At 65.5% G+C, this 25,909-nt stretch carries 14 protein-coding genes and 6 pseudogenes; 12 read left to right on the forward strand and 8 right to left on the reverse strand.

What is annotated here, in order from left to right:
- The first annotated feature begins 21 nt into the window (after positions 1–21).
- The 3 genes and pseudogenes from AC3G88_RS20230 to AC3G88_RS20240 all read left to right on the forward strand — a co-directional run.
- Positions 22–7,746 carry a two-partner secretion domain-containing protein gene (locus tag AC3G88_RS20230; protein WP_488893804.1) on the forward strand — a complete coding sequence of 2,575 codons (7,725 nt, stop codon included), beginning with the start codon at positions 22–24 and terminating at the stop codon, positions 7,744–7,746.
- A gap of 13 nt (positions 7,747–7,759) precedes the next feature.
- Positions 7,760–8,167 carry a hypothetical protein gene (locus AC3G88_RS20235; protein WP_488773214.1) on the forward strand — a complete coding sequence of 136 codons (408 nt, stop codon included), beginning with the start codon at positions 7,760–7,762 and terminating at the stop codon, positions 8,165–8,167.
- A 39-nt stretch (positions 8,168–8,206) separates the two neighbouring features.
- Positions 8,207–8,347 (forward strand): annotated as a pseudogene (locus AC3G88_RS20240) (Tn3 family transposase); the annotation flags it as partial.
- 5 nt (positions 8,348–8,352) lie between these two features.
- Here AC3G88_RS20240 and AC3G88_RS20245 read toward each other — a convergent pair.
- Both AC3G88_RS20245 and AC3G88_RS20250 read right to left on the reverse strand, forming a co-directional pair.
- Positions 8,353–8,482: pseudogene (locus AC3G88_RS20245) on the reverse strand (helix-turn-helix domain-containing protein); the annotation flags it as partial.
- Positions 8,483–8,688: 206 nt separating this feature from the next.
- The gene (locus AC3G88_RS20250) at positions 8,689–8,991 is read right to left on the reverse strand and encodes a DUF1330 domain-containing protein (protein ID WP_153950409.1); all 303 of its coding nucleotides are present in this window, start codon (positions 8,989–8,991) and stop codon (positions 8,689–8,691) included.
- Between the two features lie 142 nt (positions 8,992–9,133).
- On the opposite strand from AC3G88_RS20250, the gene AC3G88_RS20255 reads away from it, so the two are divergent.
- The 6 genes from AC3G88_RS20255 to AC3G88_RS20280 all read left to right on the forward strand — a co-directional run bounded on the left by AC3G88_RS20255 (position 9,134) and on the right by AC3G88_RS20280 (position 15,900).
- Positions 9,134–9,874, forward strand: coding sequence for a YoaK family protein (locus AC3G88_RS20255; RefSeq protein WP_488773213.1), 741 nt, complete (start codon positions 9,134–9,136; stop codon positions 9,872–9,874).
- Positions 9,875–9,964: 90 nt separating this feature from the next.
- On the forward strand, positions 9,965–10,873 hold the full coding sequence (locus AC3G88_RS20260) for a LysR substrate-binding domain-containing protein (protein ID WP_488773212.1): 909 nt from the start codon (positions 9,965–9,967) through the stop codon (positions 10,871–10,873).
- Positions 10,874–11,045: 172 nt separating this feature from the next.
- Positions 11,046–11,327, forward strand: coding sequence for a hypothetical protein (locus AC3G88_RS20265; protein ID WP_488773330.1), 282 nt, complete (start codon positions 11,046–11,048; stop codon positions 11,325–11,327).
- A complete protein-coding gene (gene mdtN, locus AC3G88_RS20270; RefSeq protein WP_488893805.1) occupies positions 11,324–12,373 on the forward strand; it encodes a multidrug transporter subunit MdtN in 1,050 nt (349 codons plus the stop codon). Before AC3G88_RS20265 ends, mdtN begins: the two co-directional genes overlap by 4 nt.
- A complete protein-coding gene (locus AC3G88_RS20275) occupies positions 12,354–14,360 on the forward strand; it encodes an FUSC family protein (RefSeq protein ID WP_488893806.1) in 2,007 nt (668 codons plus the stop codon). The genes mdtN and AC3G88_RS20275 overlap by 20 nt, the downstream gene beginning before the upstream one ends.
- A complete protein-coding gene (locus AC3G88_RS20280; RefSeq protein ID WP_488773209.1) occupies positions 14,347–15,900 on the forward strand; it encodes a TolC family protein in 1,554 nt (517 codons plus the stop codon). Before AC3G88_RS20275 ends, AC3G88_RS20280 begins: the two co-directional genes overlap by 14 nt.
- Before the next feature lie 20 nt (positions 15,901–15,920).
- On the opposite strand, the pseudogene AC3G88_RS20285 reads toward AC3G88_RS20280, so the two are convergent.
- The 4 genes and pseudogenes from AC3G88_RS20285 to AC3G88_RS20300 all read right to left on the reverse strand — a co-directional run.
- Positions 15,921–17,453: pseudogene (locus AC3G88_RS20285) on the reverse strand (site-specific integrase); the annotation flags it as partial.
- A gap of 33 nt (positions 17,454–17,486) precedes the next feature.
- Entirely contained in the window at positions 17,487–20,453 is a 2,967-nt protein-coding gene (locus tag AC3G88_RS20290) for a Tn3-like element TnAs1 family transposase (protein WP_124148031.1), read from the reverse strand.
- Positions 20,454–20,456: 3 nt separating this feature from the next.
- Positions 20,457–21,017 (reverse strand): recombinase family protein, encoded by a 561-nt coding sequence (locus tag AC3G88_RS20295; RefSeq protein WP_023082279.1) that lies wholly within the window; start codon positions 21,015–21,017, stop codon positions 20,457–20,459.
- Positions 21,018–21,520: 503 nt separating this feature from the next.
- Entirely contained in the window at positions 21,521–22,363 is an 843-nt protein-coding gene (locus AC3G88_RS20300) for a helix-turn-helix transcriptional regulator (protein ID WP_003830784.1), read from the reverse strand.
- A 117-nt stretch (positions 22,364–22,480) separates the two neighbouring features.
- Between AC3G88_RS20300 and AC3G88_RS20305 the strand changes: the two genes are divergently transcribed.
- The 3 genes and pseudogenes from AC3G88_RS20305 (at position 22,481) to AC3G88_RS20315 (ending at position 24,131) form a co-directional block, all read left to right on the forward strand.
- The gene (locus AC3G88_RS20305) at positions 22,481–23,014 is read left to right on the forward strand and encodes a carboxymuconolactone decarboxylase family protein (RefSeq protein WP_003830783.1); all 534 of its coding nucleotides are present in this window, start codon (positions 22,481–22,483) and stop codon (positions 23,012–23,014) included.
- 116 nt (positions 23,015–23,130) lie between these two features.
- Positions 23,131–23,457: pseudogene (locus AC3G88_RS20310) on the forward strand (cytochrome P460 family protein); the annotation flags it as partial.
- Between the two features lie 28 nt (positions 23,458–23,485).
- Positions 23,486–24,131: pseudogene (locus AC3G88_RS20315) on the forward strand (uracil-DNA glycosylase family protein).
- A gap of 183 nt (positions 24,132–24,314) precedes the next feature.
- Here the strand turns inward: AC3G88_RS20315 and AC3G88_RS20320 are convergent.
- Together AC3G88_RS20320 and AC3G88_RS20325 are read right to left on the reverse strand one after the other, a co-directional pair.
- Complete coding sequence (locus tag AC3G88_RS20320) at positions 24,315–25,199, reverse strand: LysR family transcriptional regulator (RefSeq protein ID WP_488893807.1); 885 nt, start codon at positions 25,197–25,199, stop codon at positions 24,315–24,317.
- Between the two features lie 95 nt (positions 25,200–25,294).
- A pseudogene (locus AC3G88_RS20325) lies at positions 25,295–25,846 on the reverse strand (Mu transposase C-terminal domain-containing protein); the annotation flags it as partial.
- Between the last annotated feature and the right edge of the window lie 63 nt (positions 25,847–25,909).

Raw genomic sequence — 25,909 nt, forward strand, 5'->3', positions numbered from 1 at the left:
CTGACGCTGTTCAGCCCTACCATGCAACGCGACCGCTCGGCCACGCTGTACCCCGTTTCCTCGACCTCCGCTGACGTTCCCACGGACGTGCCGGCCGACCTGTCGCTGGCCGACCGTGGCCGCCGCAGCCTGGCGGCGCGTGCCCTGGCGGCATGTCTGGCCACGACGCTGTGGATAGGGCCGATGTCGATCACGTTGCAGCAGTCCAGGCAGGCGGCAGGTGTACTAGGTGCGGGCGCAACGCCTGTGGATGCCTTCGCCACGCATGTCGGCGCAGTGCGGCAGGGACTGCTGCGCTGGGCAATGGACCAGGTTCCGGTGGTATTGCGCTTCGGCCCCGCCGAGGCCATGGCCGTACCAGTGACGGATCCGGCTGCGCCGATCCGCTTCACGCCGACGATCTCTGCCACGACCGGCCCGGGCGCACCGCAAGGTGGCGTGCCTGTCGTAGGCATCACCGCGCCGAATGCCCAGGGCATCTCGCTGAACCAGTACCGCTCGTTCGTCGTCGATCCGATTGGGCTGATCCTGAACAACAGCGCCACCGGCGGTGGCGCGTTCCTGGGCGGCCAGGTGGCGGCCAATGGCAACCTCGCAACGTCGGGGCCGGCGCGTTTGATTGTCAACCAGGTGACCAGCAATGCGCCGGCGCAGATCAACGGCATGGTCGAGGTGTTCGGCGCCCAGGCCGGCGTGGTGGTAGCGGCACCGGGCGGTGTCTATACCAACGGCGCGGGCTTCACCAACACGTCGCAGGTGACACTGACGACCGGCACGCCGCAGTGGCTTTCGGCCACAGGCGCCGCCACAAGCTTCGATGCTGCCGCGTCGGCGGGATTCCTGGTGCAGGGCGGCCGCATCCAGATCGGCAACCCGACGCCGGGGTCGGCCAGCACCGGCATCGAAGGCACGGTCGGCAATATCAATCTGATCGGCGAGTCGATCGGCATCGATGCGGCGCTGAACGCCGGCCGCCAGATCAACCTGGTGGCGGGGCGCCAACTGGTAAAGCCAGATGGCGACGGGTTCACGACGACGCCCACCGGCGTCAACAATGCCGCCACGAACACCTCGGCCACGAACGGCCTAGCCATCGATGCCACGGCGTTCGGGGCGATGAATGCCGGGCAGATCCGCATCGTCAGCACGGCCGTAGGTGTGGGGGTGCGCGCCGATGGCAACCTTGCTGCATCGGCGGGCAATCTGACCATCGATGCGTCGGGCAACGTGAAGGTGGGCAGCACCTACGCGAAGCAGGCGGCGGCGCTGAACGCGGCCGGTACGCTGGAGGCATCCGGCAACGGCCGCGCCGAGGCGGGCTATACGGTCAACGCGGCTGGCGACGTGACCCTGGGCGGCACGCTGGAGGCGGGGCGCGGCATCGCCGTGACGTCGGGCGGCGTCATTCGTGGTGTGGGTGGCGTCAAGGCACAGGATGCCGTAGCGCTCGACGCAGCGACCAATGTGGATGTGGGCGGAGCCATCAACGGCGCCAGCATTGTCGTCAAGGCGGCGGGGCAGGACGGGCAGGGCGATATCCGCCTGGGCGGCGACGTAACGTCGCCGGGCACTATCGCGCTGCAGGCAGCGCGGGACACTGTCATCGACGGTAGCGCCGTGTCGGCCGGCGACCTCAACCTGGCTACACAGCGCAATCTGACGATTCGCGGCGCTGCGGGTAGTACCACGGGCAATGTGTCGCTGACCGGCGTAGACGGTAGCGTCACCACGGCGGGCAATGTTGTGTCGCCTGGCACGCTCACCGTGCAAGCGGGTACCGATGTCAGCCTGGGTGGCCAGGTGGTGGCCACGGGCCGGCTCGACGTCGCGGCCCGGACTGGCAGCATTAGCACCAGCGGGCAGATCGGCAGCAATGCCGGCATCGTGCTGAAGGCGGCGCAGGATGTAACGGTGGGCGGCCAGGCGCAAAGCGCGGGCGATACGGCCATCACCGCCACACGCGGCAACGTTGTCGTCAACGGGGCACTGACGAGCGACGGCAATATCGCTATCGCGGCCGGCGGCAGCGCGAACGTTTCCGGCAAGTTGTCGAGCGGCGGCAACGCCAGCGTGTCGGCTGCAACGGGTTCGGCCACGATCAGTGGGTCGCTGACGAGCCTGGGCAATGCCAATGTCACGGCCGCGCAGGATGCGACGCTATCTGGCAGCACGCTGGTGGGCGGGAGTCTCGGTGCGTCGGCAGGCCGGACGCTCAAGGTGGGCGACCTCACCTGGATCGGCAAGGATGCCACGCTGCGCGGTGGCGACGTCTCGATAGGCGCGCCGCCGGGCCAGCAGAACGCTGTCAGCGGTACGCTGGACGTCGCCGCCACGCGTGGCCTGACGCTGACCGGCGACACCACGGCGACCAACGTGACGCTGAGCGGCGCGACCGTCATCAACGCGGGTGGAACAGCGGCAGTGCAACAGATGCAGGTCTCGGGCGGCACGGTGACCAACACCGGGACGCTGGCCGGCAGTGCCGTCACGCTGAACGTGGGGAACCTGACCAACCGTGGCGTACTGGGTGGGCAGAACGTCAACGCGACCATTGGCAACGCCTTCGACAATGCGGCGGGGCTGCTGTCCGGTGCCCAGACGCTCACGGTGTCGGCCGGTGCACTGGTGAACAACTCGGGCGGCACGCTGTTTGCCGGCGACCTCAGCGGCCAGAATCCGCTGAGCGGCAATCTGGCGTTTACCGTGCTTGGTGGCAACGGCAGCTTCAATAACGTCGGCGGTCAGGTGCTGGCGGGTAACAACCTGACACTCAACGCGCCGAACCAGGTTTTCGACCCATCGGCCATGGCCACGGGAAAGCTCGATGCCAATGGCACGCTAACACTGGGCGCACTGGCGATCAGCAACACCGGCACGTGGACGGTGCCGGGCGGCAGCGTCGTACTCAACGCCAGCCAGGGCATCAGCAACAGCGGCACGATCCAGAAGGCGGGCGACCTGTCGCTGGCTACTGGCGGTGCCCTGACCAACACCGGGCAGATTATCGGCGGCGCTAATGTTTCGCTGTCCTCCGGCAACCTGACCAATACGGGCACGCTGCACGCCAATGGCGACCTTGCGCTGGACGGCAACGTCACGAACCGCGGTGTGGCGGAGGCGCTGGGCAATATCGCCATCACGGGTGGCAACTTCGACAATACCGGCGCCAAGATCCAGGCCAACGGCAACCTCAAGATCGACATCGGCGGCACGGTTACCAACGTGGCCGGCGTGGTCGGCGCCAACGGCGATATGCATATCGCGGCGGGGGCCGTGGTCAACGACCGTGCAGGGCCGGTGGATGGGGGGAGTACGACCGGCAAGGTCAGCAACGAGGCGCTGATCAACTCGGCGGTGATCGGCAGCTACGCGCCGTGGGAGCAGTCTGGCTGCGATTCATGCTCATGGATGCCTACGGCGGGCACGCCCACCAACCTGAAGCTGAGCGATATCCGTCGCACTCCCGACGGCACTGCATTGGCGCCGGAGGTCGGCTACTACCCCTATACGTCGGGTGGAGATGCCGGCATCTCATGGATTCCGATGTGGCAACTGGTCGATGCCAACAGTCCGTACCCGGCCAATGCCGTGGGCACGGCGATCGCGTTGCCGACCGTAGACCGCACCATCATCAAGCAGGCGGACGGCGTTGCTGGCCAAATCATCGCTGGGGGCAATCTCGATATCGTCGCGTCGACCTTGTCCAACAAGGGCGGCATCATTTCAGCCGCACGCAATGTCGCGCTCAACGTCGGAAACTTCGACAATGGCCGATCGGCGACGCTGATGGACAACGTGACAGACGTCGTCAACCAGGCCGAATTCAATGCGCTCCTAGCCACGCTCAACCGGCTGGCACAGACAGTTCCGTTTTCTGGGCTCAAGGGAGACAACCAGCAACTGCTGTTTGGCGTCATCATACCGCCATGCATGGGTGACAGTTGTGGCATGCCACCCATCACCGGCGCACCGGTCAACATTGGTCGCGACGTCAACAACGCTGCTGTGGCGGCGCCGACGCAGTCGTCGACAACTTACCAGCTCGGCAAGGCAGGGCAGATCACCTCGGGCGGCAACCTGACCTTGACCGGATCGGGCGACCTGACCAACGCTGGGGATATCGCCGCTGCTGGCAACGTCAAGATCAAGACCCCGGGTACCTTCACCAACAAGGGGGTGTACGACGTCAGTGTTTCGACGAAGGTCGGCTGTGTGCCAGGTGGCGACTGTCCGGACGATAGCAATCCCACCGTGCAGTCGGTGGCTTGGCAACAGACGCCTTCCACCATTGCAGCTGGCAATTCGCTGACCATCAACGCAGGCGGCGTGCAGAACCTGAATGCCACGCTGGCCGCGCAGGGCAATGTGGACCTCACGACCGGCGGCACGGTAACCAACCGGGCCGGTGCGATCCAGTCGATTTCTGGCGATGTCTCGATCACGGCGGCGGCGCTTATCAACCAGTCCGTCGATCCCGTCAAGCTGAACAAGAGCTATGGCGGCCAGAATCCTGCGTATGCCGGTGGCTGCAATCCGGGCGGTACCTATGGCAACAGCCAGTGCCGCGCCACCGAGGACGCTGCTGCCGGTCCGGCAGCGGTAATCTCTGGCGCCCGGAACGTCACGATCCAGACCGGGTCGCTCAATAACAATGGCGCGCTGATCAGCGGCGGCCGCAATGTCAACGTGCAGGCCAGCGGCGGGGTGGACAACACCGCCATCGCGCTCAATGCCGACTGGATCGGTCGCTGGCAGGAAGACCGCAGCGGCGGCGACCGCTGGCACGATACCGGCGGCCGTTCGGTGCTGGGCAGCATCGCGTCCGGCATCCAGGCGGGCAATGCGCTGACCGTCAATTCTGGTGGCCAGATCGTCAACACCGGTAATCTGCTGGGCCAGGCTGTCGACCTGACCGGTGCGTCCATGGTCAACGGCATTACCAGCCCGAACCAGCCCACGCCGCCCATCGCCCCGCCGCAGCAGGTCATCCCGCTCGGTCTGTCGCCGGTGCCGGCCGGATCGCTGCCGCCTACGGCGACAGTCGCGCCGGACCCTACCGAGCCGTGGCAGTTCACGCCAGTGGTGGTAGCCACGCCGACCGCGCCAACGGCAACGACACCGCCTGCCGTCGACTGGCACTTCAATGCCAAGCCGGACGGCACGCCGGTGACCGCCCCCACCACGTCGAACGACCGTGCGCAGTACGTCAACCCGAACCCGGCTACCGGGGTGCTGGCTGGCGTGACGCCGGACAGCCTGCTGGCGCAATTGCCGCCAGAACTGCGCCCAGGCAACGTGACGTTCTACTACGACCCATATACCGAAGGGCAGAAACTACAGCATGCCGCGCTGGCGCAGACGGGGCAGGAAAGCTTCATCAGCGGCCTGTCGTGGGATAGCCAGAACAACCTGTCGGTGACCGATCAGGAAAAACTGGCGCTCTACAAGAATGCCGCGGACTACGCGAAGGAACACAATCTCGCGCTGGGCCAGGCATTGAGTGTCGACCAGGTGAAGGCGCTGGACGCGCCGATGCTGTGGTACGTCGAGCAGGCGGTACCCGATCCCCGATGCACGCTCGCAAGCACGATCTGCCCGAGCGTCAATGCGCTCGTGCCGCAGGTCTATCTGCCTGAGGGCTATGCACAGGCGCTGGCGGTGCCTACGGGTGGCACGATCAGCGGCGAGAACATCAAGCTGACCGTCGACGGCCAGCTTCGCAACACCGGTCAGGTCATCGCGCGCGACACGCTGACGGTCAAGGCTGAGAGCATCGACCTGAGCCCGAACGTGGTGTCCATCGGCACCAACGCGTACAAGGCCCAGGGCGGCTGGAACGTGGTGACCGGCACCGTGGTGCAGCCCGGCGGCTTCCTGTCGGCGATGCACATGGACATCGAAGCCGACAGCATCCGCGCCATCAACGACGCCTTCCGCGTGACCCGCGCCGACGGCTCGGTCGACCCTGACGCCAGCGCAGCGCTGGTGGCGCAGCTCAAGGAAAGCCTGGGGCTGAACTACACCGAAGGCACGGTCGCCGACGACATCCATACGCGGTTTATCAAGGAGAAGAAGGGCTTCGGCATCATCGGCCAGATTGTGGCGATGGTGGCGGCGGTGGCGGCGTCCATCGTGACGGCCGGCGCTGCTGCCGCCGCGATGGGTGTCGCCTTGGCCAGTATGACCCTCGGTCAGGCAATGGTCGTGGCGGCATTGTCCAGCATGGCCGGCAGCCTCGCGAGCCAGATTGTCTCCGGGCAAGGCCTCAATTTCGGCAAGATTGCCCAGGCTGGCCTGATCGGTGCGGTTACCGCCGGGTTGACCAACGGCATCACGTTTGACGGCAACAGCTTTGGCTTGAGCGAGTGGGGGAAATCGCTGGAGGGAACTAAGACTCTGGCGAACCTCGCAGGCAGCAATACGGCCGGAGGCGTGCTACAGGCGGCGAAGGACGGCGCCACAGGCACCATTTACCAGCAGGCCATCGGTATGGTCGGTACCGGCCTGATCAGCGCCGGAGTCAATACCGCCTTCAACGGCGGCAGCTTTGGGCAGGCGTTCCTGAATAACCTTGTGGCGCAAACAGCCGCTCTGGGCGCTAACGCGATTGGTAACTCCACAGATCCGCTAACGCTGCAGAATGTTGCCGCCCACGCTGCGCTGGGTTGTGCTGCACAAAGTGCGATGGGAGCTGACTGCGCTAGTGGTGCCATTGGCGGGGCCACTAGCGCAGTAGTGGCGCCGTTGGTGCGTGACGGGCTGTACGACGGCAGCCAGACCGTGACAACGACGGCGAATGGCGACGGGACGGTGACCACGACGACGAGCTACGATAACCGGGCGTACAACGCGGCGACGGCGGCCATCGCGATGTTGGCGGGTGGGGCACTGGCAGGTGCACTCGGACGGGACGCGAGCGCGGCGGCCGGCGCGGCGCAGAACGAGGCGCTCAATAACTCGACCAGTGCCAAGACACTTACCCAGTCGATGGCTGATTGGTTGCAACAGAACTACGGCAACATGGGCGGCGACTTGGCTCGCTGGTATCGCCAGTTCGTGGGCATGATGCCGGGACAGACGCCACCGACGGAGGCGAATCCGTTGGTGGATGCGACAAACGGAGGCAATCCGCCGGCGACGGGCGGAGCCGTAGTGACGCCGCCGCTGATGGCTTGCGGCCCAAGTGGTCAGTGTGTGTTGACCCCGCCGGTTGCGTCACCGGGGGCACCTGGTAATGCAATACTCTCCAGCGGAAACGGCGATAGCGAAAGTGGATCGGCGGGCGGCTCCGGCAACAGCACGAGCGGTCTACCAACGACGGACGCTGTTTCCGTAACCGGGAACCGTTCGATCGATAAGGCTCAAAGCTATGAGAACGCTGTCCAAGGGATGTACAACAATACTCCCTTCGCGGAGCGGCAATATACGGCTGTTGTAAATGGTCAGCGGGTTAACGGTATTGCTGACGATGTGGCGATTCTTGACGGAAGGCTCACTGCCGTCGAAGCGAAATACGTAGATGATTGGGCCACGTCGCTGCGTAACCCAAACAGCCCCAATGGGATGACTCCCTGGGCTCGCGTCGAACAGCAAAACATGGTTTCCCAAGCGCAAAAATACGCGGCGGGCTTCGATGGTGGCGTGGTGTACCATACCAACAGCCCGCAGCTTGCCGCTTACTATAGTCAGGTGTTCAGCAACTCGGGGGTCAAGAACTTCAAGTTCGTGATCACGCCGACCAAGTGATAGGAAGAAAGTTATGACCAGCCAGTTGGAGCGGCTAGAGCAGATTCTAGGAGGAAAGCTTGAGAGGCAAGATGCACGGGTGATTCCGGGCACTGTCGCTGTAGAGGGCACGGAGTTTGTGTACTTCGCTGACGATGGTAAGAACAAGTTCCGAAAGCAGTTTAGAAACCTTACGGAGTTCACCAACCCGCCGAATGCTAAGCACGGTGGAGTTAACGAGCGAGGTTGTAAGATCACCTTGTCTTGTGGTCAGCTGTTTCATGCAATTGGCTACCATGGCGATCTTGAGGGCTGGCGGAAGGACATAGAAGCTGGCGCACAGGCGTTGCACCTTCTGCTGGCCCGGATAGAAGGCGATACGTTCGTGGTCTCGGACGGCCGCTTGTGTCCGCTGAGCGAGTGCAAGATCGAGTTCGATTGACGCTGGCAGGTGACCACTGCGGAAAGTGGGCAGCATCGGTCGGGCCGGCTGTCGCGCCCCAATGCGCGCGTGGTTGAGTTTCAACGTACGCACCCAATCACAGAGCTGTGGGGAACTGCGCTGCCAGCGTCGAGCGACTCGATGAGCCTGGATACATCACGTCATCTTTTCTACGCTCGTGTCGCCACCTGACGCCGCGACAAACCGAGTTTCTCGGCCGCGCCAGACCGTCAGGCCGTGGTCGACCACGGCCTGAATCACCTTGAGTCGATCGAGTTCTCGCATCGTCATCGTGATGGTCTCGGGCTTGCGCATCGCGGCCTCCGGTTCGGATAGACGGAAAGCCACCAGCATGCCAGTCCTGGCAAGGGGGTACGACATTTCTATTTGGCCTAAGTACGACAAGTCTAATTGGCCCTGACATACCTTCCAGAAATAATACATATTATGTTAAATAAAATATAGCCTCCCACTGTGCTGCAGATGCCGCGAGCCCGCCAACATCGCCATATCGCGCCCAATCACCCACCCGAATCCTCATACCCCTCGATCACCACGATATCCGCCTGCGAGTACGGTGCGCGCAGCGCGATCAGTGCCTGGTATTCCGGTGATCGGTAGCATTCCAGCGCGCGGGCATAGCTTTCGAATTCGATGACGACGATGCGGGAGCGTGGCGAGCCCTCGACCACCGTTTTTTCGCCATTCCTGACCAGGAACCGGGCGCCGTATTTGTCGAAGACGGCCTTGTTGCCGGTGATGTAGCCCTGATAGCCGGTGGCATCGGCGATGTCGACGGCGGCCACCCAGTAGCCCTTTTTCATCTCGGCTCCCTCGTTTCAGTAAATTTGAATGACTCTGACTGCACAGGCGCCTTTGTGCGGGCCAGCAAATCACTATAGTTCGGCACATGGGACGCGCAAGGCGTGATTGGGTCCGTCCGGATGGTTTGAACAAGGAGTTGGCATGGCCACAAACGGTAGCGCAGGCAACGCAGGCAACGCAGGCAACGCAGCCAGCGGGGGCAAGCTGGATATTGGGGCGTTCGCCTTCGTGGCCGGCTATACGGACGTGATCGGGTTTATCGCGCTGGCGGGGCTGTTCACCGCGCATGTGACCGGCAATCTGATCATGATTGGGGTGGAGTCGGTGGGTAGCACCGAGGGGTTGTTCCTGAAGGTGGTGGCGCTACCGGTCTTCGTTGGCGCGGTCGCCCTGGCGCGGTTGACCGAGAAGCGCCTGATCCAGCGCGGTCGCGGCCCGGTGGTGCCGCTCATTGCCGCCGAGATCGTGCTGCTGGCAGCGTTTGCCGGGGTTGGCCTGCGGATGCACGCCCTGGGCGCCGGCACGGACTCGACTCTGGCGATGCTTGCCGGCTTGCTGGCCGTGGCGGCCATGGCGATCCAGAACGCATTGTCGCGCACGTCGCTGGCGGATCTTGGTCCGACCACCATCATGACCGGCAACAGCACGCAGGTAATTATCGATCTGGTGGACCTCCCTTCTGCGTCGCCAGAGGCACGGGGCCCGATTCGCGCCAGGCTGGGAAAGATGGTCCCCAGCGTACTGTCCTTCGCAGTTGGAGCAATCCTGGGCGCGCTGGCCTACACGCGGTTCGGCTATGCCGCCGTGGCGCTGCCCATCGTCGTGCTTTTGGTGACCTGCATCCGGCGCGCCCAATCGCAGACGGCGGTGCAGGCCCGGTGATCCGTTCCAACCTGGCGATCGCCGCCTGGCAGACTTACCTTTGCGAAAAAAGCCGTGTATAAGTCGGTTTCATTTGATCTGGAATCAAGAATGAAAACGACCATCGACGAATTGCTGGCCTTCGCGGCTGTCGTGGACACCGGCTCGATCACCGCCGCTGCGGAACACCTGGGGTTGACCGTGTCAGCCACCAGCCGGACGCTGAGCCGGCTTGAAGAGAAGCTCCAGACCACCCTGCTGCGCCGCACGACGCGCCGGCTCGAACTGACCGAGGAAGGTGCCGCCTTCCTGCAGCATGCGCGCGCCATCCTGTCGATGATGGACGAGGCCGAAGAGCAGATGGCGGCCCGGCGCATGCGTCCGTTCGGTCGGCTGCGCGTGGACGCGGCCACGCCTTTCATGCTGCATGTGATCGTGCCCCTGGTGGAAGGCTTTCGCTTGCGCTATCCCGAGGTGGAACTGGAGTTGAACTCCAACGAGGGCATCACCGACCTGATCGAAAAGCGGACCGATGTGGCCTTCCGCATCGGCGCGCTGAAAGACTCCACGCTGCATGCGCGTCCCATCGGCACAAGCCGCATCCGGGTGCTTGCCAGCCCGGATTATCTGCAGCGCCACGGGACGCCGACCAAGGTAGAGCAGCTGGCCGGCCATGTGCTGCTGGGCTTCAGCCAGCCCGATTCGCTCAACGACTGGCCGCTGCGCGACAACGACGGCGATACCGTCCATATCAAGCCGACCATCGCCTCATCGAGCGGCGAGACGCTGCGCAGCCTAGCGCTGGCGGGCCAGGGCATCGTCTGTCTGTCCGATTTCATGACGCGCGCCGACCGTCGGGCCGGGCGCCTGGTGCCGCTGTTCGCCCGGCAGACGCTCGACGTGCGTCAGTCCATCAACGCGGTCTACTACCGCAACACCGCCCTTGCCTCGCGCATTACCTGCTTTGTCGATCATGTGGTGGGCGTGCTGGGCAGCAAGCCGTTCGACGAACAGGCCTGAGAGTTCGATGCCCGTCAGCCTGTACTCCCCTGCGCATGGGACGCCCATTCTGCCATTCTGATTTGGCATTTTTCAGCCGCCACTTTAAATTTTCTTTGTCCCTTGGACAATCCCGATTCTGCGCTGCTATATTGGCGTGACCATTTTCCGGGCCGTCCATGCCATCCTGCCCATGGTACGTTTGCCAGGCCTGCGACGCCTGCCTCCGCTCGCTGTATTGGCCGTCCCGCTGCAGGGTTGCGCGGGTGCGCCTGCCGTGCCCCTCGTCGGGGCCTATTTCCCGCTCTGGCTATTGAGTGCGCTGGTCGGCATCGCGGGCGCCCTGGTGGCCTGGCGGATATTCGTGACGACCGGCTGGGCGGAAACCGTCCGCTGGCAGCTGCTGGTCAATACGGCGATCGGACTCATGATTGCCGAAATCGTATGGTTAATCGGCACGGGGCATTTTCCATGAAAATGGCAGGTATCAGGCGGGCGCCGATGCGTGGCAAATGGATTGCCCTGGCGATTATCGTGCTGGCGGTGCTGCTTTCCATTTATGCGTGGCAGCGCGCGGTCCGCTACCCTTCCACCGACGATGCCGCGCTCGATGCCGACTTCGTGCATGTGGCCTCCCCGGTCGGCGGGCGCATTGCCCGCATCCTGGTCAGCGAGAACCAGCACGTCGCCAAAGACCAGATCCTGTTCGAGATCGATCCCGTGCCGTATCGCCTGGCCCTGGCGCAGGCGCAGGCAGACCTGGCGCTTGCAAACGCCATGCTGGGGAGGCGCCGCCGAGCCATCGGCACCGAGCGTGGTACGGCGTCGGTGGCATCGGAACAGATCGCGCGTGCCGAGCAGAACTACGCGCTGACGGCGCGAACCGTGGAGCGCCTTCGCCCGCTGGCTGCCGAGGGCTATGTCCCGAAGCAGCAGCTTGACCAGGCGGAGGTGGCCTGGCGCGATGCGGCCGTGACCCTGAAGCAGGCGCAGCTGCAGCGCGCCACGACGGCGCAGGCCGTAGGCAGCGAGGACGATGCCGTGGCGACCGTGCAGGCACGCGAGGCCGCTGTAGCCATCGCCCAGCGCGCGCTGGACGACACCGTGGTCCGCGCCCCGCACGCCGGCCGCGTCAGCAGCCTGCGGTCGCTGTCGGGCGAGGTCGTGATCCCGAACCAGTCGCTGTTCTTGCTGGTCGATACCGGCGAATGGTTCGCGGTGGCCAATTTCCGTGAAACCGACCTGGCCGGCATTCATGTGGGCGACTGTGCCACCGTCTATTCGATGATCGACCGGCGCCACGCGCTGCGCGGCACGGTGCAGGGTATCGGCGTGGGCATTACCGATACGGACAGGCTCAACCTGCCGCGCGCCCTGCCCTATGTGCAGCCATCGGTGAACTGGGTGCGCGTGGCGCGCCGCTTCCCGGTGCGCATCAAGCTCGAAGAACCGCCGGAAACGCTGGCCCGGGTGGGTGCCAGCGCAACGGTCGAGGTGCGGCATGGCGCAGCCTGCCGCTGAGGCATCGCGCCTGGGGCTGGCCGATATCGGCGCCCTGCTCGCCCCGTTCCCGGGGCGCGCCGCCGCCACCACGCGCATTGCGGCGGCCAGCACACTCACCTGCCTGATCGCAGCCATCTATGGCACGCCCGAAGCGGCCACTTCGGCCTACGTGATCTTCTTTATCAACCGTGCCGACCGTACCAGCAGCATCGTGATGAGCGTGGGCATGCTGGTGCTGATCAGCCTGATCGTGGGGCTGGTGATCGTGCTGGCGGGGCTCACGCTCGACAGTGCGCTGCTGCGCGTGGCCTGCATGGCCGTCGCGTCCGCCTCGCTGCTGTTCCTGACCTCGGCCAGCAAGCTGCGGCCGGTGGGCGCCATCGTGGCGATGATCATTGGCTTCGGACTCGACGAACTGGGTCTGGTCCCGGGCGGCGAGGTGGCCACCCGGGCGCTGCTTTACGCATGGCTGATGGTGGCCATCCCGATCGGCGCGAATGTCGTGGTGAACCTGCTAATGGGCCCATCCCCCCGGCGCCTGGCCGGCGCACGCCTGGCGCATTGCGTGCGGGTGGCCGCGCAGGCTCTGCGACACCCTGAAACCGGCGGCCCCGCCATCGCCCGGGTCCTGCGCGACGGCGTGCAGCCCGTGGCCAGTTGGCTGAAGCTGGCGAAGTTCGAAGGCAGCGCGAATGCAGCCGACGTCGCGGCATTGCGCCAGGCGATGACGTCGACCATGGCCATCCTGATGGCCGCCGACGTGGCCTACCGGCAGCCCGGTGCGAGCCTTCCCGCCCCGCTTGCCGATTCGCTGGCCGATATGCTCGATGCCATGGCGCGGATGCTCGATGCGGGCGGCTATCCGGTGGAAATTGCCGTGCCGCTGCCTGATACGGCCGCCGCCTTGTCGCCGCTGCAGCAGTCGGTCGTGGCCGAAATTGTCCAGGCCATCGCCCACTATGCCGAGCCCGAAGCCGCCGCTGCCGTCGGCCCGGCCGCACCCGTCGAACCTGCCGATGCCGCACAGGAAGCCATCGACAAGAAGCGCGGCGGCTTTCTCGATGCCGATGCCTTTACCAACCGCTCGCATATTCATTACGCGTTGAAGACCACCGGCGCGGCCATGTTCTGCTATCTGCTCTATCAGCAGCTGGACTGGCCGGGCATCCATACCTGCTTTATCACCGTCTATCTGGTGTCGCTGGGCACGGCGGCCGAATCGGTGGAAAAGCTCGTGTTGCGGCTGGCCGGCTGCCTGGTCGGCGCGGCGCTGGGCACGGCAGCCATCGTCTTCGTCGTGCCGGCGCTCGATTCGGTGGGCGGCCTGCTGGCGCTGGTGTTCGCGGGCACATGGCTGTCGGCGTGGGTGGCCATGGGCTCGCCACGCATTGCCTACGCCGGTTTTCAGATTGCGTTCGCGTTCTATCTCTGCGTGATCCAGGGGGCGGCGCCGGGGTTCGACCTGACGATTGCCCGCGATCGCGTGATCGGCATCCTGATCGGCAACCTGGTCGTCTATCTGGTGTTCACCCGCATCTGGCCGGTCAGCATCGCCGACCGTATCGAAGGTGCCCTGGCCACCCTGGTGAGCCAGTGGCAGGAACTGGTGGCGGCCCGTCATCCCGACCAGCGCCGGCAGCATGCCGCCACGGCGCTTGGGCTGCAGGGCGCCATCGCGCAAGACCTGGCACTGGCCCGCTACGAGCCCGCCATGGTCGGCCCCGGACCGGCGTGGATCGACGATCACCGGCGGCGGCTCGGCGTGCTCGACGCCGTGGCGGGCCCGCTGTTCCTGCTGGCGGAGCGATTTCCGGGCGATCCCGACGTCGCGGCGCGGCTCCATGCCGTGAAGACGGCGGCGCCGCTGGCGCCGGCCTCGCCCGCACCGCTGGAGACCCATGCCGATGCCCGCACACGCGATGCGCTGCTGGCCATTGTCGACAAACAGCTGGCCGACTCGCCGTCCGGGCCTGCCAACCCCCCTGCCCCGCATGCACACACCTGATCCGCCGGCTCGCCCGCCGATAGGCCTCGCGCTGGTCGCAGCCGCGGCGGCGCTTTCCGGCTGCGCCACGTCGGCGCTGGACCTGGCCCCGCCGCAGGCCGATCGCCCGTGGCAGCCGCAAACCGCGGCCAACGGCGAGATCATGGCCGGCGTCGCCAGCCGCCCCGCGCCACAGGATCGGCCGTCCGATTACACGCTGCCGGCCAATTCGGCGCTGGCGACCATCGCCCCGCCCGCCCAGCTCGATGCTGCGCACCCTTATACGCTTGCCGAACTGATCGATCTGGCGGAATCGTCGAACCCGTTGACACGGGTGGCCTGGAACGATGCGCGCAACGCGGCGCTGGCCACCGGCATCGCCCGCAGTACCTATCTGCCACAGATTTCCGTGGCGGCGATGGGCGGCTGGACAAACGGCCGGCTATCCAGCAACACGGCATTGGGGTCGGCCGGCGTGGATACGTCGCGCCATGGCGCGATCTCGGTGGTGTCGCTGCAATGGCTGCTGTTCGACTTCGGCGAGCGCGCGGGCCTGGTGGAAGCGGCGGAACAGGCCACGGTGGCCGCGAACATCGCCTTTACGGCCCAGCACCAGCGCATCATTCACGACGTCAGCGTGGCCTACTACCGCTACCAGGCCGCGCGCTCGCGCCGCGCCACGGTCGATCAGGCCATGGCCAATGCCGATGCGGTGCTGGCGGCGGCCAAGGCGCGCTATGCGCGTGGCGTAGGGACGGTGGTGGAGGTGGCGCAGGCCAACCAGAACCGCGCCCAGACCAACCTGGCGATGGTGCAGGCACAAGGTGCGGAGACCGATGCGTACCTGGGGCTGGTCACCGCCATCGGCATCTCGCCGCTGTCGAAGCCCGTCATTGCCGAGATGCCGCTGCGGCCGCTGTCGCCGGCACTGCGCAGTTCGGTCGAGCAGATCGTGGAGCGGGCGATTGCCCAGCGGCCTGACGTGCTGGGCGCCTACGCACTGGAACGCGCCAACCAGGCCCGTGTGAAGGCGGCCGAAGCGGCGTTCCTGCCCAAGGTCTTCATGTCGGCGTTTGCCTCGTATGCGTCTGGCGGCTCGGCCATTACCGCGATTCCGCCGGTCGGCCAGCAGCCGCCCACGGTCAACCTCAATGGCTACCGGTACGGCAACAGCGTGTTCCTGGGGGTGACGCTGCCGATCTATGACGGCGGCATGCGTTCCGCCGTGCTGGCGCAGGCCCGCAACGACGTGGACAGTGCGCAGGCCAGGCTGACACGAGCCAAGGAGGAATCGGTGCGGCAGGTGGTGGTCAGCCAGAGCGCGCTGGAATCGAGCCTGGCCGCCTACGATGCCGCAAGGGCCCTGGCCGATGCCGCGCAGATTACCTACGACGCGGCGTTCGCCGCCTATCGCAAGGGCGTGGGGACTGTGACCGAAGCAAACCTGGCGCAGAACCAGCTGCTCCTGGCGCGCAATGCGTCGGCCGATGCCTACAGCGCGGCACTGGCCGCGGCCGCGACGTTGGCACTGGCGGCAGGCGACATCGGCAAGACGCCGTAGCCGGCCGCGCCCGCCCAGAGTCATCCGCCGAACGCATCCTCCATCTGGCGCGCGCGCTTGACGCTGTCGCCGTGCAGGTACAGCGATGTCGTCGAGACCGACGCATGGCGCAGGTTGTCGCGCACCGTGGTCAGTTCCGCGCCCCGGGCAAGCGCGTGGGTGGCGTGGGTGTGGCGCAGCCAGTGCGGGCTGGCGCGGCGCAGCTTTTCGGCGGTGGCCGGGCGCTCGGCATCGAGCTGGTCCGCTGCGGTGGCGAAGAACCGCTTGATGATCATCCACAGCCGGGCGCCGGTGATGCCGCCGCTTTCGTCCGGCCCCAGGTTGCCGACGATCAGCGTGGATGGGTCCCACTGCGCGCGGGTGACCGGCAGGCCGCGCTCCACCAGGTAGCGATCCAGCGCGTTGCGCGCCAGCGGCGGCAGGGCGACCCGGCCGGCCTTGGCGCCCTTGCCCACCAGGTGCAGCCAGTGGTCGCCGTGGATATCGGTCTCGATATTGCGCAGCGTGGCGCCTACCAGTTCGCTGGCGCGCAGGCCGGTGGCATAGGTGAAATCCAGAATGAAGCGCAGGCGCTGGGCGGCCGGGGCTTCCCAGCCGTATGACCATTCCAGCCCGTCGGCGATGCTGCGGGTCAGCATCCATTCGCCCTCGGAAAAAGCGTGCGACACGTCGAGCGCGGCCGTCTTGGCGCCGCCCCGCACCTTGAGGCCCGCAAACGGGTTCGCCAGCACATACCGTTGCTGCACGAGCCACCGGAACAGCGCGCCAAGCACCTGCAGCGTGTAGGCGGCCGAGCGCGGCGACAGGGCGTCGGTGAACGGTTTCCAGTCTGGCGCGCTGCGTGGCCGCGCCGGCCCGACCCATCGCTCGCGCGGCGACGGCTGGCGCAGGAAATTGCGGTAGGCGGTGGCGTCTTCGGTCGTCAGCGACGACAAAGGCCGGCCCTTCTCGATGATGGCCCAGAGGATCAGCCGCTCGGCCTCCTTGCGATAGGCGCGCAGCGTGGCCGGCGATTCGTGCAGCCCCAGCCAGGCCTGCACGGCGGCGTAGTCGTTGTCCGCGTTGAGCGAACAGGTCTCGCGCGGTGCCCGGAACTGGCCCAGCGACCCATCCACCTCATGCGGCAGGCGCCCCATCTGCTCCCACGGCACGATGACGCCGCGCGGTTCCGTGGCGATCAGCGCGCGGGCGCGGGCCGTCAGTTCAGGCCATTCCGCAAAAAATGCCTCGATCCGCCTGGCGCCGTTGACGCCCAGTCCCGGGATCGTGGCCCACCATTGGCGGCGGCGCGGAATACGGACAGTCAGGTCGGCCAGCGTGTGGATGTCCTGCGCGCGCAGCGCGGCCACGGCCGCTGGGGCCAGCCACATGCCGATGTCGTCGGCGATGGCCGGCGCGGGCGGCGGCATGGTGCGCAGCGTCTCGATGGCCTGGTCCGCCGCCCTGCCCTGCTGCGCCCGGCAAGCCGCCGTGAATTCGAACAGGACCGCCAGGTCCTCGCGGCGCCGGTAGCGCGCGTAGGCGGCCAGTTGCCGGCGTATGCCGCCAAGGATGGGGAGCCCGCAGAATTCGGAAAAAATCGTACGCTAAGGTTTTCCGGGCATCCGTAGGGGCCGAAACTTCCCGTCTTCCAGTCTGCGGCTCTGCCGCCAGACGTAATCGCCGGTTAGGTTGATGTGCTCCCAGCCCAGCGGCGACAGGAATTGCAGCAGCTCGCCGTCCACCGGCTTGCCGGCCTCGACCAACCCCTGGATGGCGCGCTCCAGGTACACCGTGTTCCACAGCACGATAGCCGCCGTCACCAGGTTGAGGCCGCTGGCCCGGTAGCGCTGCTGCTCGAAGCTCCGATCCCTGATTTCCCCAAGGCGGTTGAAGAACACCGCCCTGGCCAGCGAGTTGCGCGCCTCACCTTTGTTCAGGCCGGCATGCACGCGGCGGCGCAGTTCAACACTTTGCAGCCAGTCCAGGATGAACAGCGTGCGTTCGATCCGGCCCAGTTCGCGCAGGGCGACAGCCAGGCCGTTCTGACGCGGATAGCTGCCGAGCTTGCGCAGCATCAGCGAGGCGGTAACGGTGCCCTGCTTGATCGAGCTGGCCAGGCGCAGGATGTCGTCCCAATGAGCGCGCACGTGCTTGATGTTCAGGGTGCCACCGATCAGCGGGCGCAGCGTCGGGTAGGCCTGCACGCCCTGCGGCACGTACAGTTTGGTTTCGCCGAGGTCGCGGATGCGTGGCGCGAAGCGGAAGCCCAGCAGGTGCATCAGGGCGAAGACGTGATCGGTGAAACCGGCCGTGTCGGTGTAGTGCTCCTCGATCCGCAGGTCGGACTCGTGATACAGCAGGCCGTCGAGCACATAGGTGGAATCTCGGACGCCGACATTCACCACGCGTGTGCTGAACGGCGCGTATTGGTCGGAGATGTGGGTGTAGAACAGCCGTCCTGGCTCGCTGCCGTACTTCGGGTTGACGTGCCCGGTGCTCTCACCCCGGCCGCCAGCGCGGAAGCGCTGGCCATCGGAGGATGAGGTGGTGCCGTCGCCCCAATGGGCAGCGAAGGCATGGCGGTACTGGTGATTGACCAGCTCGGCCAAGGCCGCCGAATAGGTTTCATCGCGGATATGCCAGGCTTGTAGCCAGGACAGCTTGGCGTAGGTCAGGCCGGGGCTCGACTCGGCCATCTTGGTCAGTCCGAGGTTGATTGCATCACCGAGGATCGCGGACAGCAGCAACGTCCGGTCTTTGGCCTCGGCCCCGTCCTTCAAGTGGGTGAAGTGGCGGCTGAAGCCCGTCCAATCGTCCACGTCCATCAGCAGTTCGGTGATCTTGATGCGCGGCAGTAACTGACTGGTCTGGTCGATCAGCGCCTGCGCCCGATCCGGCACCGCCGCATCTAGCGGGGTGATTTTCAGGCCGGACTCGGTGAGGATGGCATCGGGCAGCTCGTTGTCCTTGGCCAGGCGGGCGACAGTGGCCAACTGCTCGTCCAGCAGCTGCAAGCGCTCTTCCAGGTACTGGTCGCTGTTCGGGTTGATCGCCAGCGGCAGGGCCTGTTCCCGCTTGAGCGCGGCGAACTTCTCGGCCGGCAACAGGTAGTCGTCGAAGTCGCGGAACTGCCGCGAGCCCTTGACCCAGATGTCGCCGGAGCGCAGGGCGTTCTTCAGCTCGGACAGCGCGCAGATTTCGTAGAAGCGCCGGTCGAGGCCTTCCGGGGTGATCACCAGCGGCTTCCAGCGCGGCTTGATGAAGGCAGTGGGGGCATCGGCCGGCACCTTGCGCAGGTTGTCGGCGTTCATCTCGCGCAGGGTCTGCACGGCTGCCAGCACGCCTTGCGCGGCCGGGGCGGCGCGCAGCTCCAGTACCTCCAGCAGGGCCGGCGTGTAGCGGCGCAGGGTGGCGAAGTTCTCGCCGACCAGGTGCAGGTGGTCGAAGCCCTCCGGCCGGGCCAGCAGCTCGGCCTCACTGACGCTCTCGGTGAACTCGTCCCAGGGAATCACCGCCTCGATGGCGGCGTAGGGATCGCTGCCGCTTTCCTTTGCTTCCAGCAGCGCCTGGCCGATCTTGGAGTACAGGCGCACTTTGTCATTGATCGCCTTGCCCTGCTTCTGGAACTGCTGCTGATGCTTGTGTTTCGCGCCGCTGAACAGCTTGACCAGGATGCGGTCGTGCAGATCCACCAGCTCATCAATCACGGTTGCAGTGCTCTCCAGTACCACGGCGGCCAGGGTCGCATAACGTCGCTGCGGCTCGAACTTGCCAAGGTCTTTGGGCGTCATCTGCCCACCCTCGCGGGCCAGCTTGAGCAGGCGGTTCTGGTGGATGTGCCGGCCAAGGCCTTCGGGCAAGTCCACCAGCTGAAATGTCTTCAGCCGTTCGATGTGCTCAAGCATGTGGCGGGAGTTGGGTTTCAGCGGTGCCTGCCGCAGCCAGGTCAACCAGGTGATGCTGCTGCCGGCCTTGAGCTTAAGCAACTTGTCCAGCTTGGCCCGATGCGAGTCGGTGAGAGGTTCGACCAGGGCGCGGTAGACCCGCCGATTGGCCCGTGCAATGGCCTCCGAGCAAGCCCGGTCGATCACGCTCAACGCCGGCAGGATGCGTCGCTTCTGCCGCAGGCTCTCCAGCGCCTGGCCGGCCAGCAGCAAGCCCTTGTCGGTCTGCTGGGCCAGTTCGGTCAGCTCGCGCACCAGGGCGCGGAAGTCGGACAGGCCGAACGGGGCCAGTTGAAGGTAGGTGCGCAGTTCCTGGGCGTGCTCGCGACGGGTCACATCGCGCTCGCCGTACTTCGTCCAACTCGCCGGATCGGTCTGGACTTGCTTGGCCACCCACAGGATGACCGGTTCGGGCAGCTCGCTGTCAGTGCCCAACGCATAGCCGGGGTAGCGCAGCAGGCAGAGTTGCACCGCAAAGCCCAGACGGTTGGCGTCGCCGCGCCGCTGGCGGATCAGTGACAGGTCGGAATCGTTGAAGGTGTAGTAGCGGATCAGGTCATCCTGGCTTTCCGGCAGCGCGAGCAGGGTGTCCCGCTCCGTGGCCGAGAGGATCAAGCGACGCGGCATGTGTCAGTCGTCCGTGCGGAGGTACTGGTAGAGAGTTTCGCGGCTGATGTTGAACTCGCGGGCGAGCTGCGCCTTGGACTCACCTGCCGCCGCCCGCTGCCGCAGGGTAACAGTCTGCTCGTCGGACAGGGCCTTCTTGCGGCCCCGGTACGCGCCGCGCTGCTTGGCCAGGGCGATACCCTCGCGCTGCCGCTCACGGATCAGAGCGCGCTCGAACTCAGCGAAGGCCCCCATTACCGACAGCATCAGGTTGGCCATCGGCGAGTCCTCGCCGGTGAATACCAGCCCCTCCTTCAAGAACTCGATGCGTACGCCGCGCTGGGTCAGCTTCTGCACCAAGCGGCGCAGGTCGTCGAGGTTGCGGGCCAGGCGATCCATGCTGTGCACCACCACCGTGTCGCCCTCGCGGACGAAGCTCAGCAGCGCTTCGAGCTGGGGGCGCTGGGTGTCCTTGCCGGATGCCTTGTCGGTGAACACCTTGCTCACCTGGGTCTGTTCCAGTTGGCGTTCCGGGTTCTGGTCGAAGCTGCTGACCCGGACGTAGCCGATGCGGTGCCCCTGCACGATGTCTCCTTGGTTGAAGGCGGCTTATGTGCACTTTCTGTTCCGTTGCGCCTCAAACCCCGTTTCTGTCAGGCTGAAATCTATAACCTTCGCGGGCATGTGTCAAACAATGCGAAAGATGACTCTATTCTGACGAAGCGGCGCGGCCTTTGTCGTTTTCAGAAGACGGCTGCACTGAACGTCAGAAGCCGACTGCACTATAGCAGCGGAGGGGTTGGATCCATCAGGCAACGACGGGCTGCTGCCGGCCAATAGCCGACAATGACGACACTGGAAATCCCCGCCTGTGAGCGTCGGCTCAGGGCGGGACAGCGTCATCCAGCTACCTGCGCCACTGACTCAGCCTTGTCCAGCCGGCCGCGCCGCACGAACAGACTGACCAGCCGTTGACGGATCGCCACCTGGAGTTCCGCCAGTTGTTCCGGCGTGATGCGAATTTCACCCGCTCGACGAGCGCAACACCGGCGCCGCCTACGCCAAGAACCGGCGAATCGAACTCAAACTCACGAACCGCTGAGCGCCGCGTCACCGCGCTGCTGCGCCAGCCAGTCGCGCGGGGCGCAGCCCATGCGCACGCGGAAGGCGCGCGCCAGAGCGTTCGGGCTGCCGTAGCCGACGCGGTCGGCCACCACCGCCACCGGCCGCCCCTGCTTGAGCAGGGTGCAACTGACGTTCATCCGCCAGTCGGCCAGATAGTCGCCCGGCGTGACGCCCACCGCGTCCTTGAACGCGGCGGCGAAGCGCGCGCGTGACATGCCCGCCTTCGCCGCCAGCGCCTCGAGCGACCACGCGGTCTGCGGCGCATCGTGCATGGCGGTTATGGCGCGCGCGAGTTTCGGGTCGGCCAGGCCCGCCAGCAGTCCGGTGGCGCCAAGCCGCCCATCCATCAGATAACGCAGCAACTGGATCAGTAGCAACTCGCACAAGCGGTCGATGGCGGCCTGCCGACCGCACTGGTCGCGCTCGGCTTCGGCAAACAGCAACTCTAGCGTCGGCCCGAGGCCGGGCAAGTCCGCCAACGGAATCAGCAGCATCGACGGCAAGGCCATGGCCAACGGATTGCCCGTCGAAGCGCCCAGGTCGACCTCCGCACACAACTGCTCAGCGGTATCGCCGGGGGCGGCGACAAAACGATGCGACGCCACGCGCGGATAAAACAGCAGGCTCGGCTCGGTAACCAGCAGATCTTCATGCACGGGCGAACGCGCCGTAATCGGGCCGCGCCGCACCAGATGGATATAGCCATGCGGCGCCGCGTAATGATGCTGCCCACAGAAGGCGCCGCTGTGAAAAACGCGCGCCGAAAGCGAGTAGTGCCGGAGCAAGCCGGCCAGTCGATCCGCCATTCCACTCTCCATATAAGACGATAGGTTACGTATTTGATACTTTACGTGCCATATCGTACCAAACAAAGGGCGATCATGCCCACGTGCTCTTGCACCTCACCCACTACGGAGATAGACATGACCCAAATCGCCCCCCTGACCATCGACACCGCTGACGCCGCTACCGCTGCCACACTCAAGGCCGTCAAAGCCAAGCTTGGCATGGTGCCGAACCTGTTCGCCACGCTGGCCCACGCGCCGGCGGCGCTCAATGGCTACCTCGGCTTGTCCGAAACGCTGGGCACCGGCCGCCTGAATGCCTCCCAGCGCGAGATCGTTGCGCTCGCTGCCGCTCAAGCCAATCGCTGCCAGTATTGCCTGAGCGCACACACCCTGATCGGCAAAGGTGCCGGACTGTCGGCAGAGGCCATCGCCGCGGCCCGCACCGGCCAGGCGGCCAACGCACTTGACGATGCAATCGCCGGCTTTGCCCGCGCGCTGGTCGAGCAACGCGGCGTGGTGTCGGCCGACGCCATGGCCAACTACCGCCGCGCGGGGCTCGACGACGGCCTGATACTGGAAGTGATCGCCAACGTCGCGCTGAACACGCTCACCAACTACACCAACCACATCGCCGACCCCACGGTGGATTTCCCCGTGGTCGCCGTCTGATCTCCATAGGCATATAAGGAGAACACGATGAAAATCGCACTCACCGGCGCTCTGCTCGCCAGCGCCCTCGTCCTGCCACTGGCCGTCACGGCCGGCGACTAAAGGCCTCGGCCGAGCACTACCGCAAGACCGGCAAGTTCTTGGACGGCGCCACGCTGGTGAAAGAGATCCGCAAGCTCGAAACCAGCGCCATGACCACTGGCAACCCTGTGGTCTGGGGTTCCGATGCGGCCGTGTGGTTCGTGATGGTCAAGGACGCCAAAGGCCGTTTCGCCAGCAACCCCTTGTGGGGCGACGGCTGGGGCTGGGCGCTGTTCAAGGCCGACGCCCCCGCCAAGAATGTCGCCGTCAGCTACGAAGCCGACTGCATGGGCTGCCATGTGCCGGCGGCCAAGACCGACCGCGTATTCATCCAGGGCTATCCGACACTGACCCAGCACTGACTTGCTGCCGGGTTACGCTTCGCGCAGGATGGCACCTCCGTCCTGCGCGAGCCACCCTTTCCGGAAGCGCGCCATGCCGACACTCGACGCCTTTCTGACCGACGTCCGCGCCTGCACGCGCTGCGCACCGCATCTGCCACACGGCGTGCAGCCGGTCTTCCAGTTTCACCCGAGTGCGCCCATCCTCATCGCCGGCCAAGCACCGGGGGCCCGGGTCCATGCCTCAGGCGTGCCCTTCGACGACGCCAGCGGCGCGCGTCTGCGCGCCTGGCTGGGCGTGGACCGCGACACCTTCTACGACCCTACCCGCATCGCCATTCTGCCCATGGGCTTCTGTTATCCGGGCACCGGCAAAAGCGGTGACCTGCCGCTACGCCCGGAGTGCGCCCCCCGCCTGGCGCGAAGCCTTCATGCAGCGTTTCGAGCGCCTGTCGCTGGTCATCGTGCTGGGCAGCTACGCCATGGACTACCACCTCGGTACTGGCAAGACGCCGCTCACCCGGGTGGTCGAAGCCTGGCGCGAGCACTGGCCGCAAGCGTTCCCCCTGCCTCACCCTAGCCCGCGCAACAATCGCTGGCTGGTGCGCAACCCCTGGTTCCAACAAGACGTGCTGCCCGCGCTGCAAGCACGCGTCCAGGCAGTCCTCACCGCCAACCCCAAGGAAACCCCATGACCGACGACACCGCCGCCATTACCGAGCTGCTGCACAAGTACTACGACACCCTGGCCTGGGCGAACGGAGACAGGCACCGGCTTTGGAGCGATGAACGACGGCTTCAGGTGCGGTAGCTGACGCCTGGGACCTCAATCACCGTATGACCGGGTCGAAAGCGGTCCTTTCTCTGACAACATCGCCCTAGCCCGCACTCAACCCCCACAACACATCCAGCACATGTTGCGTAGGCCGCTCGACGTCCCCACCACGGTGGGCAATACCAAGTTGACGCCACAATAAGGGCTGTAATGGCCGCATGACGATCTTGGTATCGGGCAATGGCGTGGAGGCTTCATGCGGCAACAACGTCGCACCATAACCGGCCGCCACTAGGCTTTTGATCGCATCGTTGTAGTTCAGTTGAATACGCGGCGTGGGCTGCCGTCCATCACTGGCGAACCACTCCGAGGTCAAGCGCGAAAGCCGAGTAGTTTTGTCATTCAGAATTAATGGCTGGGCGGCCAGCCAACCGGGGGTCACAACATCCGGGCATTCCCAGCGAGCCGGCAAGAAGGCCATGACCGGGTCCCGCCGCCATGGCTCGATCCGCAATTCCTTCACCGGGGTCTGTGGCAGCGCGACCAGACCGATCTCCAAAGAGCCCTCGGCAAGCTTCTTCAAAGTTTCCTGCGACGTGAGCACCGCGACCTGCACATCGATAGCGGGATGGCGTTGGCCCAACGTCTCCAAAGCTTGCGGCATCAACTGTGCGATGGCCCCTGTGGAGGCACCCAGCCGCACACGCCCGGCCAAGCCCTGCACCTGACGCTCCACGTCCTCAAGCGCCTGCTCCGCATCCGCCAACAGGCGCCGCGCGCGCTCCACCAGCGTTTCTCCAATCGCCGAAGGCTGAATGCGCCCACGTGTGCGCGACAACAGCTTTCCGCCAACCCGCGACTCCAGGTCGGCAATATGCAAACTGACCGTGGGTGGCGCGAGGTGCAGCACACGGGCCGCCTCGGCAAACGAACCCAGGTCGGCAATGGCCACCAACGTGCGCAGACGGTCCAGGCTGATTTCGCGCATGAGTCACTCCTTGTTCAGAAAAGCTGAATTTCATCGTTTAGAAATTCAACTTTTCCTATCTTAGCCCCTCACTGAAGATTGGAACTCCTGATTTCCTATGTCCGAGAGCATTCCATGGCAAGTCCTCTTATATTCATCGACGGCGACCACTCCTCGATCTGATCGAACGGTTTGGCCGGCGGCAGGTTGTCTGCCTGCGGGTCAGCCATGTCCACATCCGGCGGTATGGGCTTGGCCGGTGGCTCCGACGTCTTGAGGTGCTGGCGGCGATCAGCGTCGCGCCGCGCCTTGCGCGTGGCCTTCTGGGCGGTGGTCACGATCTCGCGCATCTGCCCGATCATGCGGAACAGCGCCGACTCGTCCACCTGCTCGCGCCCGAGCTGACGCAATTTGGCCAGCGCCTGGCGTTGTTCCCAGAGGGTGACGGCCGGATGGGACAAGGTGCGGTAGTGGATCTCCAGATAGTGCTGACCTTCCGGTTCCAGTACCCAGATGCGGCTGATGTCGCGCGGATCGCGCCGGATCAGGAAGGCGGGCAAGCGCTCGCGCCGGGCAATCCACGGCTTGAGGGCGTCGGCGTAGTAGTGGATGTGGTCGATGACAAAGCCGGTGCGGGTCAGGGTGCGGCGGATCACCGGCAGGAAATCGGCTCTGTTGCAAAGATTGGCGGCAGTCAGAGGTAGGCTGTCGCTCTGCGCCGATCAGGCGGC

It is taken from the genome of Cupriavidus sp. 86D6 (genome assembly GCF_057815095.1).